The sequence below is a fragment of the Alphaproteobacteria bacterium genome, from assembly GCA_015231795.1.
GTDB lineage: Bacteria > Pseudomonadota > Alphaproteobacteria > Rhodospirillales > WMHbin7 > WMHbin7.
In genome coordinates, this window is record JADGAX010000009.1 from 20335 (window position 1) to 35908 (window position 15574).

The 15574-nt window shown below is 55.0% G+C and carries 13 protein-coding genes; 4 read left to right on the top strand and 9 right to left on the bottom strand.

What is annotated here, in order from left to right; genetic code table 11:
- Positions 1 to 186 precede the first annotated feature (186 nt).
- The 4 genes from HQL44_15315 to HQL44_15330 are packed head-to-tail and all read left to right on the top strand — an operon-like array spanning position 187 to position 5808.
- Entirely contained in the window at positions 187 to 936 is a 750-nt protein-coding gene (locus HQL44_15315; protein MBF0269953.1) for a hypothetical protein, read from the top strand.
- The gene (locus tag HQL44_15320) at positions 937 to 1737 is read left to right on the top strand and encodes a hypothetical protein (protein MBF0269954.1); all 801 of its coding nucleotides are present in this window, start codon (positions 937 to 939) and stop codon (positions 1735 to 1737) included.
- Positions 1727 to 2800: a virulence RhuM family protein gene (locus HQL44_15325; protein MBF0269955.1), complete on the top strand. Its 1074-nt coding sequence runs from the start codon at positions 1727 to 1729 to the stop codon at positions 2798 to 2800. Before HQL44_15320 ends, HQL44_15325 begins: the two co-directional genes overlap by 11 nt.
- Positions 2797 to 5808, top strand: a complete 3012-nt coding sequence (locus HQL44_15330) for a DEAD/DEAH box helicase family protein (protein ID MBF0269956.1) — start codon at positions 2797 to 2799, stop codon at positions 5806 to 5808. Before HQL44_15325 ends, HQL44_15330 begins: the two co-directional genes overlap by 4 nt.
- 13 nt (positions 5809 to 5821) lie before the next feature.
- On the opposite strand, the gene HQL44_15335 is transcribed toward HQL44_15330, so the two are convergent.
- The 9 genes from HQL44_15335 to HQL44_15375 form a co-directional block, all read right to left on the bottom strand.
- A complete protein-coding gene (locus tag HQL44_15335) occupies positions 5822 to 7006 on the bottom strand; it encodes a MobA/MobL family protein (GenBank protein MBF0269957.1) in 1185 nt (394 codons plus the stop codon).
- Positions 7007 to 7646: 640 nt separating this feature from the next.
- On the bottom strand, positions 7647 to 8363 hold the full coding sequence (locus tag HQL44_15340; GenBank protein MBF0269958.1) for a response regulator transcription factor: 717 nt from the start codon (positions 8361 to 8363) through the stop codon (positions 7647 to 7649).
- Between the two features lie 11 nt (positions 8364 to 8374).
- The gene (locus HQL44_15345; protein MBF0269959.1) at positions 8375 to 10045 is read right to left on the bottom strand and encodes a PAS-domain containing protein; all 1671 of its coding nucleotides are present in this window, start codon (positions 10043 to 10045) and stop codon (positions 8375 to 8377) included.
- Between the two features lie 70 nt (positions 10046 to 10115).
- The gene (locus HQL44_15350) at positions 10116 to 10913 is read right to left on the bottom strand and encodes a universal stress protein (protein ID MBF0269960.1); all 798 of its coding nucleotides are present in this window, start codon (positions 10911 to 10913) and stop codon (positions 10116 to 10118) included.
- Between the two features lie 15 nt (positions 10914 to 10928).
- Positions 10929 to 11894, bottom strand: coding sequence for a branched-chain amino acid ABC transporter permease (locus HQL44_15355; protein MBF0269961.1), 966 nt, complete (start codon positions 11892 to 11894; stop codon positions 10929 to 10931).
- Positions 11895 to 11898: 4 nt separating this feature from the next.
- The gene (locus tag HQL44_15360) at positions 11899 to 12786 is read right to left on the bottom strand and encodes a branched-chain amino acid ABC transporter permease (GenBank protein MBF0269962.1); all 888 of its coding nucleotides are present in this window, start codon (positions 12784 to 12786) and stop codon (positions 11899 to 11901) included.
- Between the two features lie 74 nt (positions 12787 to 12860).
- Entirely contained in the window at positions 12861 to 14069 is a 1209-nt protein-coding gene (locus HQL44_15365; protein MBF0269963.1) for an ABC transporter substrate-binding protein, read from the bottom strand.
- Positions 14070 to 14101: 32 nt separating this feature from the next.
- Positions 14102 to 14812, bottom strand: coding sequence for an ABC transporter ATP-binding protein (locus tag HQL44_15370; GenBank protein MBF0269964.1), 711 nt, complete (start codon positions 14810 to 14812; stop codon positions 14102 to 14104).
- Positions 14805 to 15572: an ABC transporter ATP-binding protein gene (locus HQL44_15375; protein MBF0269965.1), complete on the bottom strand. Its 768-nt coding sequence runs from the start codon at positions 15570 to 15572 to the stop codon at positions 14805 to 14807. The genes HQL44_15370 and HQL44_15375 overlap by 8 nt, the downstream gene beginning before the upstream one ends.
- Between the last annotated feature and the right edge of the window lie 2 nt (positions 15573 to 15574).

Here is a 15574-nt window from a genome sequence, read left to right on the forward strand (position 1 = left end):
AGAGGGTCTAGGTGGTGCGGATATGCTCAGGCCCCTGCCTGGGCAAGTTAACAATGGGCTTGCCGGTGCCGGCGGTCTCAAACCTCAGACCCCGACTTCAAATGGCGGCTCAAGTGGGACCGGCCAGTCTAAAACAAGTGAGAAAGGTTAGCGGCTTGGCCGAAAGCATATTGAAGCGGTGCGAGAATGGCCCCGAAATCCAATAGCGGATTAAGGCACTTATGGGATGGGTTGCGCCTGCTGTTTTCCAGTGTTTTGTTCTGGTTTGTCGTTAATGCATCCCTTCTAGCGCTTCTTCTTTTGGCGCATTTTGGATGTGCAGTAGTTAGGGGATACGCGTGGTGGGGCGACGTTTACAATGTTGCCTTGTCGCTGTTATCGGGTGGAGTGATCTCCTTCCTCTTCTATTTCCTGGTGGTGTTTCTGCCGGAGAAGAGAAAGAAGACCTTTATCAAACAGAACTTACGAAAGGTCTATGCCGAAATCAAAGAGGCCATCTTGTATATGGTTGTCTTTGCCAGTCAGAAAGGTGGGCGGTCAGATCTGTCAACCGATGTCGATTTTATCAAAGGCTTGATGAGTCCTGAAGGATTCCGAGCCGTTTTTGAAGGGGGAAGAGAATCGACGGAAGGCTTCTATGCATTTCGCAATTACATGAGTGGCGACGTTTTCGAATACCGTGAAATCATCCTGAACTTGCACCTGTTGGCAAAGCAAATCGACTTTGTTCTACACAACTACCCGATTGCTGACCAAAAACTTTTCGATTTCTTCAAGCGCTTGGAAATGTACCTGATTAGAATTGAGAGAAAGGGGCCTGGCGCATTGGAAGAGAAGGAGCTTTCGCTTCTCATTTGGGAAATGTTTGGCGGCTGGAATTATGCTGATGGGTTCTGCGGTTATGATGTCATTGAAAGAATGATCGAGGAGATTTGAGTGCAGCACCAAACGCCGAACATTAAGAGCGATGCACAAGAGAAGCGGGAGGCAATCGACTTCATTGCCACCCTTGGCTTGGTTGCCGATGAAATTCCAGAGAAAAGAAAGCAAAAAAGGCCTGATCTTATTGTAACAGGCGATTTCCGCGAATACCTTGTTGAAATCAAGGCCGCCGACGATAGCAACCAGTGGAAGGCGGATATCGCCAACGCGAAACCGGCTTCAGCACAAGTCCCCGTCGGAATCGGCAGGAAAGCTTTTGTCCTGGCCGAAGATGCACTCGATCAGCTTAAGACCTATGACCCGCAACATAATCGTTTTTGGGTGCTTTGGCTTACGACGCGCCGTTTGAGCTTGAGGGGGCCAGCCACTATTTCGATCATGGATAGCCTATTTGGGGTGCAATATTTTTACGTTTCAGAAGGAGGTACCACTACGGAACTACCTTGTTTACCTTGTTTAAATGCTTGCGAGTCCGTCTTTACGAAGCACAAGGAAATTGTTGGCGCTGTGGTTGCGGGTGATGAATGGGGGCTGTTTGTAAACGACGAAGCGCCAGACATTGATCTTTTCAGGCAGTCGAAACTATACAAAGGTTTTGAGAAGCGGGGGCCTGTCAACTCGATATCAACACTGTCCTCAAAAGCAGGCTTTCTTCTATACGATGGCGACTTAGCATTGTGCCCACAGCCAGAAAGAGTGCGTGAGTTTCTAATTGGCAAGTATGGCTTTACGGGCATTCATGACTCGCAGATGCAAGTTTACAGTGCAAGCGCTTTGGTGACGAATGACCGATAAGCCCGCCTCCCCCATTGGCGAGTTGATCCTCTACGAAACAGAGGATGGCAGGACCCGTGTCGAGTGCCGATTTGCCGATGAGACCCTGTGGCTCTCCCAGGCCCTGATTGCCGAGTTGTTTGGCATTTCGGTCAAGACCGCCAACGAGCACTTGGTTAATATCTACGAAGATAAAGAGTTAGTGCCCGAGGCAACTATCCGGAAATTCCGGATAGTTCGCCAGGAAGGGGAGCGGCAGGTTGCCCGAAACATCGACCATTATAACCTTGAGGCCATTCTGGCCGTCGGTTACCGGGTAAGATCGCCCCGAGGCGTCCAGTTCCGCCGCTGGGCAACCGAGCGTTTGCAGGAATATCTCGTCAAGGGCTTCACCATGGACGATGTGCGGCTGAAGAACCCGCCCGTCGCAGGAAGTGGTACCCCCGACTATTTTGAAGAACTGCTTGAGCGCATCCGCGACATTCGGGCCAGCGAGGCTAGAATGTATCTGCGGGTGCGAGAAATTTTCGCCCTGGCAGCGGATTACCGCGCAAACGATGCCGACACGGTGAAATTCTTCAAGGTCATGCAGAACAAGCTGCATTTCGCAGCTACCGGCATGACGGCAGCTGAACTGATCAAGGCCCGCGCCAACCACAGTTTACCCTATATGGGACTGACAAATTTCAAGGGCGGCGAAGTGCGCAAGGCAGACGTCGGCATTGCCAAGAACTATCTGTCCGAAGGCGAAATCTCGGAACTGAACCGTATCGTCAGTATGTGGCTCGACTATGCCGATGACCAGGCTAGGCGTCGCCAGCAAATCCACATGAAGGACTGGGAAGAGAAGCTGGATGGCTTCCTTGCCTTCAACGAGCGTGATGTGCTGAAGAACGCCGGCCAAGTCAGTCATGAGCGTGCTGTTCGTCACGCTGAGGGTGAATACGAGTACTACGCCGCCGAGCGGCGCACACTTCTTGAGGCCGAAGGGGCGAGGGACGCAGAACAGGCCCTGGAAGACGCTGCCCGCACCATCGCGCATATAAAGAAAATACCGCCTGCCAAGCCAGGGAAGCCGAAATGAAGCTGAAATTCGATCCCTCCCTTCAATACCAGCAGGATGCCATCGATGCCGTCGTTAAGGCATTCGAAGGCCAACCCTTCGTGCAGACGGGGGCCATGGCTTTCCAGTCGCTGCAAATCGGCGGGCTGTTCCAGGCAGAATTGGGGCTGGGCAACCGTCTTATGCTGGAAGACGAGGATTTGGTCAAAAACGTTCATGCGGTGCAGGAGGCCAATGGCATTGAACGGGCCCCAGTGATAACGGAGCATTTCAGGGCTGGAGCAACGTCCGCTGGCAGGCCGCTTGGTTGGCCAGCTCTTCAGCACGGCAAGGAATTCTCGATCGAGATGGAAACCGGAACCGGCAAGACCTATGTCTATTTGCGTACGCTCTTCGAGCTGAACAAGGTCTATGGCTTCAGGAAGTTCATCATCGTTGTGCCCAGCGTGGCCATTCGCGAGGGTGTTCTGAAAAGCATCGATTTGATGAAGGAGCACTTTGAGGCTCTATATGAGCGAACTCCCTTTGATTTCTTCGTCTATGACTCAAAGCGGCTGGGAAAGGTGCGCCAGTTTGCCACCAGCAACCAGATACAGATCATGATTATCAACATCCAGTCCTTCCAGAAGGATGTTGCCGACAAAGACTTGTCAGAAATGACGGATGACGAGCTTAAAAAGCTGAACGTTATTAACCGTGAAAACGACCGCATGTCGGGCCGCCGTCCGATCGAGTTCATTCAAGCTGCGAAGCCAATAGTCATTATCGATGAACCACAGAGCGTGGACAACACCGAGAAGTCCCGCCGCGCCATCGCAAACCTAAGTCCTATGGCGACGCTCCGCTATAGCGCAACACATCGCAATCCGTACAATTTGCTCTATAAGCTTGACCCAATAAAGGCTTATGACCTGCGGCTTGTGAAGCGAATCGAGGTTGCCTCTGTTCGATCCGGAGACAGTTTTAATGATGCCTATGTGAAACTCCTGAAGACAGACAACAAGAATGGCATCAAGGCCCTGGTGGAAATTCATAAGGAAGGCCGGGATGGCCCAAAGCCGACCAAGTTGTGGGTCAAACAAGGAGATGACTTGTATATCAAGTCTGGCCAGCGTGACACCTATCAGAACGGCTATATCGTCCAGAATATCGACTGCACGCCTAGCGCCGAATATGTCGAATTCAACCAAGGGCGTTTTCTGACGCTGGGCCAGGAAATAGGCGGTTTAGGTGAAGACCTGATGAAGGCCCAAGTTTTTGAGACGGTCGAGCAGCACCTTAAGAAGGAGCGCATGCTGAAAGGTCGGGGCATCAAGGTACTCTCCCTTTTCTTTATTGATCGCGTCTCCAATTATCGCATCTATAACGATGACGGTTCATATTCACTCGGCAAAATCGGTCGGTGGTTCGAGGAAGCCTTCACCCAGCTGACTGCCAAGCCGATTTTTAAGGATGTTATGCCTTACGATGCGTCCCAGGTCCATGGCGGATATTTCAGCCAGGACAAAGACAAGAAGCTCAAGGATACGCGTGGCAACACGGCAGATGACGAGGACACCTATAGCCTAATCATGAAGGATAAGGAGCGCTTGCTGGATCCGGAAGTTCCGCTGCGCTTTATCTTCTCCCACTCAGCACTACGCGAAGGCTGGGATAACCCCAATGTCTTCCAGATTTGTACACTGAACGAATCACAGTCCGTCGAGAAGAAACGCCAGGAAATCGGCCGCGGTCTTCGCTTACCCGTAAATGCCCAGGGTGAGCGAGTCCATGATGAAACGGTCAATCGGTTAACCATTATTGCCAACGAGTCCTACGAGGATTTTGCCAAGGCCCTTCAAACCGAATTCGAGGAGGACTTCGGAATCAAGTTCGGATGTGTCGAGAAGATTGCCTTTGCAAAGTTGTTAAGACGTGCGGCGGATGGCTCGGAGGTTCCGCTTGGCCAGAACGCTTCACAGGCTATCTGGCAAGAGCTGGTACGGAACGGTTATATTGACGACAGTGGTGCCATTCTTGGCAAGTTCGACCCCAAGAACCCTCATTTCGAGCTGAAAATCTCAGATGAATATTCAGACCTGAGGCCAGAGATTGTTGACGAGATCAATCGCAAGATATTTGCCAATAGGATTAAGAATAAGCGTGATGAGCACACACTGGTCTTCAACAAGAATGTTCAACTGAGCGAGGAATTCAGGTTTCTTTGGGATCAAATCAGTCAGAAGACCCGATATCGTGTTGAATTTGGTACGCCAGATCTCATCCAAATAGCTGTTGATCGCATCAGGAAGATCGAGCCGATAAAAGCGCCACATATATCGACCAATCTTGTCGAGGTGGAGCTGTCTGAGGCAGGAGTGGCGGCAGACAAACTGCTGGCCTCGCATGCTCGCGACGTAGGAGCGATAAATGTCTTGCCTGATATCTTGAGCTTTCTTCAGAAAGAAACGGAGCTTACACGTCATACCCTGGCTGAAATTCTCAAGCGATCTGGTCGTCTTGGTGAGTTCAAGCTAAACCCGCAAGCGTTTATGTCCGCTTTGGCGAAAGAGATTTCACGAGCCCTTCACGATCTTATGCTGGGCGGCATTCAGTATGAAAAGGTGGCGGGTCGCTATTGGGAAATGAGCCGTATTGATGAGGAGGGTGACAAAGAGATCGTACGCTTTCTAAGCAATCTTTATCACGTTCAGAACAAGGACAAGTCACTTTTTGACGCTATTGAATATGAGTCTGAAGTCGAGCGACAATTTGCCCGCGATTTAGACAACAACGAAGATGTAAGGCTTTTCGTAAAGCTGCCTCGCTGGTTTGAGATATCGACGCCAATTGGCCCATACAATCCAGATTGGGCATTTGTCACGGAACGGGAAGAGCGACTATACTTCGTACGCGAGACGAAGAGCACACTTGATTCTGAAGAGCGCCGTACGAAAGAAAACCAGAAGATCGTTTGTGGCCGCCGACATTTCGATGTACTGGGTGTCGACTACGACGTCGTAACATCGTTGTCCGAAGTGAAATTCTAACTAAATGCCATAGCTATCGGCTATCAAATCCTTTGTTCGCGCGAGCTAAGCAGTGGATGTCAACGGATGGTTTTGCAGGGGCCTTTCCAACCGGTGCAGAATCAGCCGGGGCCGACACGGGATTGGGATTTCCAGAAGCACTGTTTTCCTTAGTTGCCTCCTTGGAATTCGCATTGCTAAATGCAGCATAAGCGTCCTTCGCACTCCCGACAGCCGCCGCCTTCTGGCGAAACTGCTTCAACTCATCAGCGAAGCGGATTCCCGACGTCTTGTGCATCCTGTTGAGCGTTGCGCTTCTGGCAAGTACGGACTTCGCTGCCTTAGAAGCCTTTGCTTCGCGCTCTTCAATATCACGGTCCAGCAATTCTGCATCTGCAAGGTATTCATCCAAAATCGCCTGAGCCCGCAAGCTTGCCAAATGCCTTTCATGACGGGATGCTTCAACTCTTGGGTCGGAACCCATGTCATTACGATATTTTTTCGAACGCCGCACCTTTCCCGAAACTCTGTAGTTGAGCGATTCAAGGGCTGCCACTGCGCGGACGCGACGTGCGTGTGAGGCTTTCTCGTCCTCTATAATCGAAATGGCGTCCTTCCGTCGCTCAAAGTTTGAACGATGATCAACGCGACCTTCTATGCCCAGCAAACTGAGAACGGAGTTTATCTTGTCGGCCCAGGATTTTCTCCAGTGGAACAGTTCCCGCTTTTTGTCAAGCTCACGAATCTTCCTTGAAGACCAGGATTTTGAAGTTGTGATTGACCGAAAGGGCACTGCAACATGAGCATGCCAATCAGAGTGAACAGAAATTTGAGCCGGAAGATTCCAACGATCCACAAACTCGCTCGAAACCCATTCCTCAACAATTCTAGCATGAAGCTGTTGGGGAATCTCGTTGGGGAATGAAAGCTGGATTTCCTTCATGAGCGTGGCATCGCACCGTCTTTCATTTATCTGCACAGATCGACAGAGGTGAGACGGATTTCTTAAATAATCAGGCATCCAGGCTGGGCCAATCGCAAGATTCTCGACGCTGTCATTCTTATACGAATAATCAAAGTAGCAATCGTTTTCTTGGTCAAAAATGCGCCCGCGCGTTATATAGGACATAAATGCAACGACGTTGTCGTTCTTCCCCTTAGAAAGGGTTCTGGCCGAGAGGCGATAAAACAGCGAAGCGGAGTTGGAAGATGAATTCATAGAACGGGGTCCAGGGGCTTTGCCCTTGGCCCGCGGCATTGCCCTGCAATGCCTAAGCGGGCTGACGGGTATTTCCAAATTCACTATGGAACCAAGAACCTGTTAGATTGCGATGTCAACGGCTGAGATTCTGTGACCGGCTTCAAAAAAACAAAAAAATAGGATAAGGCACGCTAGCGAAGCATAAGAAGCGTTTTTGCCCGTGCGTGGAACGATGTATCCGCGCGCTTTTCAGCCAGATAGGTGATAAATCGGTTCCCCAAGGGCATCAATCTGTGACCATCTGATAGTCGTATCGTCTGTTGACTATCTGCGATGTGTGGTCACGGCCTGGGCGTCCGCCATTTTGTTGGGGGTTACTGCCAGGCGCGATTGGTTGGCGATGCGCTCCAGATGCTGGACTTGTTGATCATGATGCTGTGTTGCGCGCTGCTGATCCAAGAACCAGTAATGTCTTTTGGAGGTTCTTTGGAGATGGGCCCTTTCCGCGTTGTTCCCATTGACCTGAGACCCAAGTTTCATCCGGCCCCCGGTAGAGTCCCAATGGCACTTGAGCTTGCCCCCAACCTTGGACCAGGCTGGCCTGGAAGAATCCGGCACACCTGAAACGCATTGACGGGGCGCTATGCGGTCAATACGACTAATCCCAAACAACCGTCGCCGCCAGGATATATCCCGCTCCATAAACGGTTTTTATCAGGCGTGGATGGTGGGGATCGTCCCCCAGCTTGCGGCGCAAACGCGAGATGCGAACATCGATGCTGCGGTCGAAAGGGGCATCGCTGCGCTCACCCAACAGTTGGTCGCGCGACAAGATGCGATTGGGCGAACGAAGAAGGCCTACCAGCAGAGCCGCCTCAGATGCGCTCAGATCGACTTGTTCGCCCTTGAGAGAGCAAAGACGGTTCATGTCGGCATCGAAAATCCAGTCGGCAAACCGCGCCCTTCCGAGGTTCTGTTGCAATTCCCTGGCAGGAACCCGGTGCCAACGGCGCAGAATGCTGCGCACCCTTGCCACGAGTTCGCGCGGCTCGAAGGGTTTGATCATATAGTCATCGGCACCAAGCTCCAGTCCCAGTACGCGGTCGCTGACGCCCTGGCGTCCGGTCAGGATAAGAATGGCGCAATCATGACGTTCTTCTATCTCGCGCACTACCTGGATGCCATCAATATCCGGAAGGCCGAGATCGACAATGCACAAGGCTGGCTCCTCGCGCTTGAGCTGCTTTAACAGCTCGCCTCCGGTGCGAAAATGCCTGGTTGTAAATTCGAACTCGTCCAACGATCTGCAAATCAGGCGGCCCACGTCGGAATCATCCTCGACGACGAACACCGCCTGTTTGATCGGGAAATTCATCGCCCTAACATTCATGGTGCCGCCTCGATCGCCGCAGCGATTTCTTCTTTGCTGAAGGGCTTGCGCAACATTGGCACGTCGAGGGATTCGACCTCTGCTCCCTCCAACCCTGCTGCATAGCCGCTAATCAGAATGATGCCAATGCCGGGATGATGGGCTTTGACATGTTTGGCCAAAGCCAATCCTCCCATCCCCCCCGGCATGACCACATCGCTGACCAAAACGGAAATGCCGGAGATCGCGTCTAACATTCCAGACGCTTCGTCACCGGTGCTGGCCTCGACTACCTGATAACCCAACTCGACCAACTGGCGGCAGATAATCTTTCTTACCTCGTCCTCGTCCTCGACCAACAGAATCAGCCGACCCGAAGACGACTTGGCAGGTGCATCAATGATTTGCGGCTCGACCGCGACAACGGGCGCGTCGCAAGCCGGCAATAGAAGAGTGACCGTCGTTCCACAATCCGGCTGGCTGTCAATGCGAATGCCGCCGCCCGACTGGCGCACGAAACCATAAACCATGCTGAGCCCCAGCCCGCTGCCCTTACCGAATTCCTTGCCGGTGAAGAAGGGCTCGAAAACCCGGGACTGGGTTTCAGCATCCATGCCCATGCCGCTATCGGCAACACGGAAGGCCACATATTTGCCCGGCGGCACCTGATAGGCAAGCGCCTGCTCCTCGGTGGGCGTCATGGCGGTGAGGACGAATCGCAACTGGCCGCCCCTGGGCATGGCGTCCCTGGCGTTGAGGGCCAGATTCAGCAGCGCCCCTTCCAACTGATTGGCGTCGGCAAGGGCGAAAAGAGGTTGCTCGGGCTCGTCCAGCGTGATGCCGATGATTTCGGGTAAGGAACGCAGGAGCAATCGAATGAAATCTCTCACCAACTTGCCGACATCAACGGGCCTGGGCTCCAGCGGCTGCTGGCGCGCGAAGGCCAACAGGCGGCGAACCAGATCGACGCCGCGCCGCGAAGCCTGATAGGCCGGCTCGGCGAATTCCATCACTTCGCCAATATTGGCGCAGCGTTCCTGGAGGGCGGCCAGATTGCCGACGATGATGGTTAACAAATTATTGAAATCATGGGCAAGGCCGCCCGTGAGTTGGCCGACCGCCTCCATCTTCTGGGCATGAAGCAGGGCCTGGGCCATGCGCTCGCGCGCGGCGTTGGCGCGCACCAAATCTGCATTGGCGGACTCCAGTTCCGAAGTCCGCTCGCGAACACGACGATCCAACTCCTCGTTCTGCTCGCGAATCAGACGTTCGTAATAGCGTTGCTCGGTGATGTCGGCATAGGTGGTCACGAAACCAAGATCGGGCAAGGGCTCTCCCCGCACCGCGATAACCGTGCCGTCGGGACGCGACCTTTCAAAATAATGGGGCTGAAAACTTGCCGCCATCTGAACTCTCTCGGCTACCAGTTCCTCGACATCCCCCGGGCCGTATTCTCCTCGCAAAGCGTTGAAGCGCATGAAATCGGCGAAAGGAGTTCCGTAGCGGGCCATGCTCATCGGGAAATCGAGCAATGTGAAAAACCGACGGTTCCAGCCCACCAGCTTGAGATCGGCATCGATGATCGTGAAACCCTGTCCGATGTGATCGAGGCCGGCTTGGAGCAAAGCGAACCGGTGTCCCGGATCGGCGGAGATGGATTCCTTTTTCTTGGCGCTGGCCTTGCTCATGATCGACGGCGTTCCGGCTCCAGGCTCTCTTCTTGTAATTCTAAACGATATTGCAAACAAGGAAAGGGGATCAGCAGGCCATCAGGACCGGCAGGGTCATGTGGCGCAAGATATGGCGTGTTCCTGCTCCTCTTAGAAATGGCAGGTGATATCCCCCGTGCGCCCCCATGACCAGCAGATTGGCGCCAAGATCGAAGCTGCGGGACAGAATCAGGTCCATGACCCCGATATCCTCCCCAGCCAGGCGTTCGTTGATCGCCGCGATGCCGTGAGAGCCAAGGTGATCGCGAAGGCTCGCGGGCAGTGGCGAGGCCGTACAGCCGGCTTGGGCTTGAATCATTAATATTTCTACGCATTCGGCTCCCTTGATCAAGGCAAGCGAGTCATGCAAGGCCCGCGTCGCCTCGCGTCCGCCATTCCAGGCGATAAGAACATTGGTGCCCACGACCGGATAGGCGCCTACCGCCGGCACGACCAGGCAGGGCCGCCCGGATTGTAAAATGACCTGTTCGACGAACTCGTCTTGCTGGGGCGCCCCCTGGACAAATTGCCCCAACACGACCAGATCGAAGAAGCGCGCTGCAAAAACGGTTTCGGCCAGCGTGGCGCTGGGGTCGCTGCATTTTAACCTCCAAAAGCGGCCTTCCACCTTTTCCTGTCCGACGGCGGCAATGAAAACGCGTTCCGCCTGTTCGGCCGGATCGCCAAATTCGCGCTCTTTATGGCGTAGAGGAAAGCGTCCCGTCGGACAGGAAAACAGGGCGGTCAGCCTGGCCTCGAAGCGCCTGGCGAGTCCAAGCGTCAGATGGAGCAGCATGACGTCACGCTCGCCACCATCTTGGTGAACCAGAATATCCTTGGGCTTCATCGCCCCTCCTTTCGCTCAGACATCTATGCCGCGCTTTTTCATCATCGGAGCCAACATGCCGACCATGCCGCTACGGAACATCAGCACGCAGAGAATGAAGATGACACCCTGAATAATGGTGACCCAAGAGCCGGTTTCCGAAAGATAGTTCTGAATCGCCGCCACCAGGAAGGCGCCGACCATGGGTCCGAACACCGTGCCCACGCCGCCCAACAGTGTCATCAACACGACTTCACCGGAGGCATGCCAGTGCACGTCGGCCAGGGAAGCCAATTGGAAGACTATGCTCTTCATCGATCCTGCGAGACCGGCCAGCGAGGCCGACAGCACGAAGGCCAGCAGCTTATATTTTTCCACCTCGTAACCGAGGGATATTGCCCTGGGCTCGTTGTCGCGGATGGCTTTCAGCACTTGGCCGAAAGGCGAAGTGACGATGCGCTGGATGAACAGGAGCGAGGCGACAAACACCGCCAAAACAAAATAATACATGGAAAGCGAGTCGTTGAGATCGATAAAGCCCAACAGACTGCCTCGCGGCACGCCCTGGATGCCGTCCTCGCCATGGGTGAAAGGCGCTTGGATGGCGACAAAGAACATCATTTGCGAGAAGGCCAGCGTTACCATGGCAAAATAGATGCCCGAGCGGCGGATGGCCAGCCATCCGGTGACCAGCCCAAGAACGGCGGCGGTGGCGACTCCCGCCAGGATCGCCAGCTCGGGGGAAAAACCCCATTCCTTGGCGGCATGCGCGGTGACATAGGCGGCAAAGCCAAAGAACATCGCATGGCCGAAGGACAGCAGGCCGACATAGCCCAGCAACAGGTTGAATGCGGCGGCAAAGAGGGCGAAGCACAGGCCCTTCATCAGGAAGATGGGATAGATGCCGAAGGGTGCCGCCAGGGCCAGCAGCAAAAGCGCCAGCACCAGCAGGCGTTGAGGGGTTATGGCTCGGCTCCTGACGGAAATGGCTTCCTGGTTCATGGCGTCAGCTCCCCTTTCCGAACAGGCCTTGGGGCTTGATCATCAAGACGATGGCCATGACCACGAAGATCACCGTGCTGGCCGCCTCGGGATAGAAGACCTTGGTCAGACCTTCCAAGAGGCCCAGCATGAAACCGGTAACGATGGCGCCTAGGATCGACCCCATGCCGCCAATCACGACGACGGCGAAGACGACGATGATGATATTGGAACCCATCAGCGGATTGACGGAATAGATCGGGGCCGCCATCACGCCGGCAATGGCGGCCAAGGCCACGCCAAACCCATAGGTCAAGGTTACCAGCACCGGCACGTTGACCCCGAAAGCCTGTACCAATTGCGGATTCTCGGTGGCGGCGCGCAGATAGCTTCCCAACTTGGTTTTCTCAATCAAAAGCCAGGTGCCCAGACACAGGAACAACGAGGCCAAGACAACCCAACCGCGATAGATGGGCAGATACATAAAGCCAAGATTCCAGCCGCCCTGCAGTTCTTCGGGCACCGCGTAGGGCGCTCCGGAAATGCCGTAAAGCTGGCGGAATCCCCCTTCTATCACCAGGGCGAGGCCGAATGTGAGCAAGAGGCCGTAAAGATGGTCAAGCTTGTAGAGCCTTGAGAGCATGGTTCGTTCGATCAGAATGCCGAGCGCACCAACCAGCAACGGCGCCAGCAAAAGAGCGGCCCAGTATCCAAGGCCAGCATGACTGAGGACCAGCCAGGCGACGAAAGCCCCCATCATGTATTGGGCGCCATGGGTGAAATTGATAATGTTGAGAAGGCCGAAGATCAGGGCCAGACCCAGGCTAAGCATGGCATAGAAGGCGCCGTTGATCAGGCCCAGCAGTAGCTGGCCGAACAAGGCCTGGATCGGGATGCCGAACAATAGGGTCATGGTGCGCCTTCATTCCTTGCCGCCATCGGTTGGCGGTGCCGGGGCGCCGGCATGGCGTCGGCGCCCCCTTGCGGTTATTTCTTAGTCAAAGGACAGGTGCTTTCGCTCATAGGCTGGAAAGCCTCGTCGCCGGGAATGGTGCGCAGAATCTTGTAATAGTCCCACGGACCCTTCGATTCCGCAGGTGTCTTGACCTGGGCCAGATACATGTCATGCACCATGCGACCATTGGGGCGCAGCTTGCCGTTCTTGGCGAAGAAATCCTTGATCGGCAGTTCGCGCATCTTGTCGGCAACCTTGACGCCCTCGTCGGTCTTGGCGGCCTGAATGCTCTTGAGATAATGGCTAACCGCCGAATAGACGCCGGCCTGAACCATGCTGGGCATGCGACCGTTCATCTTGGCGGCGAACCGCTTGGCGAAGGCGCGGGTCTGGTCATCGATGTCCCAGTAAAAGCCCGTGGTCAGCATCATTCCCTGGGCGGTTTCCAGACCCAGAGAGTGAATGTCGGAGATAAAGATCAAGAGGCCGACCAGATTCTGGTTTTTTGTAATGCCAAACTCCTTGGCCTGCTTGATGGCATTGATGGTGTCGGCGCCGGCATTGGCCAGGCCGATGATCTTTGCCCCCGACGCCTGTGCCTGCAACAGGAACGAAGAAAAATCGGCGTTGGGGAAGGGGTGGCGGACGCTGCCCTTGATCTCGCCGCCGTTGGCCTTGATGGCCCTCTCGGATTGCGCTTGCAAATCGTGACCGAAAGCGTAATCGGCGGTCAGAAAAAACCAACTGCTTCCACCCTGCTTAGTGACGCTGGCGGCGGTGCCGGCTCCTGTCGCGAAGTTGTCATAGGTCCAATGGAAGCCGGTAGGCGAGCACCAATCATTGGTCAGCGGCAGCGAGGCCGCCCCTGAAATGAGGTCGATTTTGCCCTTTTCCTTGGAGATTTCGCGCACGGCACGCGCCGCTGCGGTGGTAACCAGATCGGCAATGGCATCGACACCTTCGTTCTCATACCATTTGCGGGCGATGGACGAGGCGATATCGGCCTTATTCTGGTGATCGGCAGAGACGATCTCGATGGGCATGCCGTTGATTTTCCCCCCGGCGTCCTCAGCCGCCATCTGGGCGGCAACGACATTGCCTTGACCTGCAAGATCGGAATAGGTACCCGACAGATCGGTCAGCACGCCGATCTTGATCTTGCCATCGCTGTACTGGGCGTGTGCCAGGCCTGTCGATAGGGCCAATGCGGCAACGCTCATAAGAAGCCTTTTGATAATCATGGTGACGTCCTCCCTTTCGTTATCCTGGCCGATCAGACCCCCAGGTAGGCCTTGAGCTTGTCCTTGCTAGCAGCCAGTTCGTCGTTGCGCATCATGTCGATGACCCTACCGTGTTCGACCACGTAATGACGATCGGCGACGGTGGCGGCGAAATGGAAGTTCTGTTCGACCAGCAGAATGGTGAAACCCTTCTGCTTCAGGTTGCGGATGATGGCGCCGATATGCTGGACGATGACCGGGGCCAATCCCTCGGTGGGTTCGTCGAGCAGCAGTAGCCTGGCCCCCGTGCGCAGGATCCTGGCTATGGCCAGCATTTGCTGCTCGCCGCCCGACAATTTCGTGCCCTGGCTGGAAGCCCTTTCCTGCAGGCGTGGGAACAGCTCTTGCACCTCGGCAAGCGACAAGCCGCCCGCCCTGACCACCGGTGGCAGCAACAGATTCTCGGCGACGGTCAAGGAGGCGAAAATGCCACGCTCCTCCGGACAAAAGGCGAGGCCCAGGCGGGCGATGCGGTTGGAAGGCCAATCAATCAGTTCGTGTCCTTCGTAGCGGATCGATCCTGAACGCTTGGCCACGATGCCCATGATTGAGCGCAGGGTTGTTGTCTTGCCCACCCCGTTGCGTCCCAGCAAGGTCACGACCTCGCCCTCCGGAATCTCGAAGCTCATGCCGTGGAGGACGTGCGATTCGCCATAGTGGGCGTGGAGATCCGAAACCGTCAGGAGGGCGGGATGGCTATCCATGGCCGGCCCCCATATAGGCGTCGATGACCTCTGGATTTGCGGAAATTTCCCGATAGGGTCCTTCAGCCAGCACACGTCCCAGTTTCAGAACGGTGATGGTGTCGGACAGATCCGCCACAACGGAAAGATTATGTTCGACCATCAGCACGGTGCGGTTTGTGGCGACGCGCCTAATCAGATCGGAAGTGCGCACGACGTCCTCGACCCCCATCCCGGCCATCGGTTCGTCGAGCAGCAGCATTTCGGGCTCGAGAGCCAGGGTGGTGGCGATTTCCAACGCCCGCTTACGGCCATAGGAGAGTTCACCCGCCGGTGTATCCCGGTATTCAACGATGCCGACCGCCTCGATCAGATCCATGGCGCGATCATTCAGCGTTTCCAGCGAACGGCCCGAGCGCCAGAAATGGAAAGACGTTCCTTGCACGCGCTGTAGAGCGACGCGGACATTCTCCAGCACGGACAGATGGCCGAACACGGCGGAAATCTGGAACGAGCGCACCATGCCCCGGCGGGCAATGGCAGCTGACTTTTCATGGGTAATATCGCGCTTGTTGTAGAATATCTGGCCGCTCGATGGGGCCAGAAACTTGGTCAGAAGATTGAAGCAGGTGGTTTTTCCGGCCCCATTGGGACCGATCAAGGCGTGGATCGTGTGGCGGCGCACTTTGAGATTGACGTCGGCAACGGCGACAAAACCACGGAACTCCTTGCTCAGGTCCCTGGTTTCGATGATGTAATCACCGTTCGCCTGGTTCGCCATGA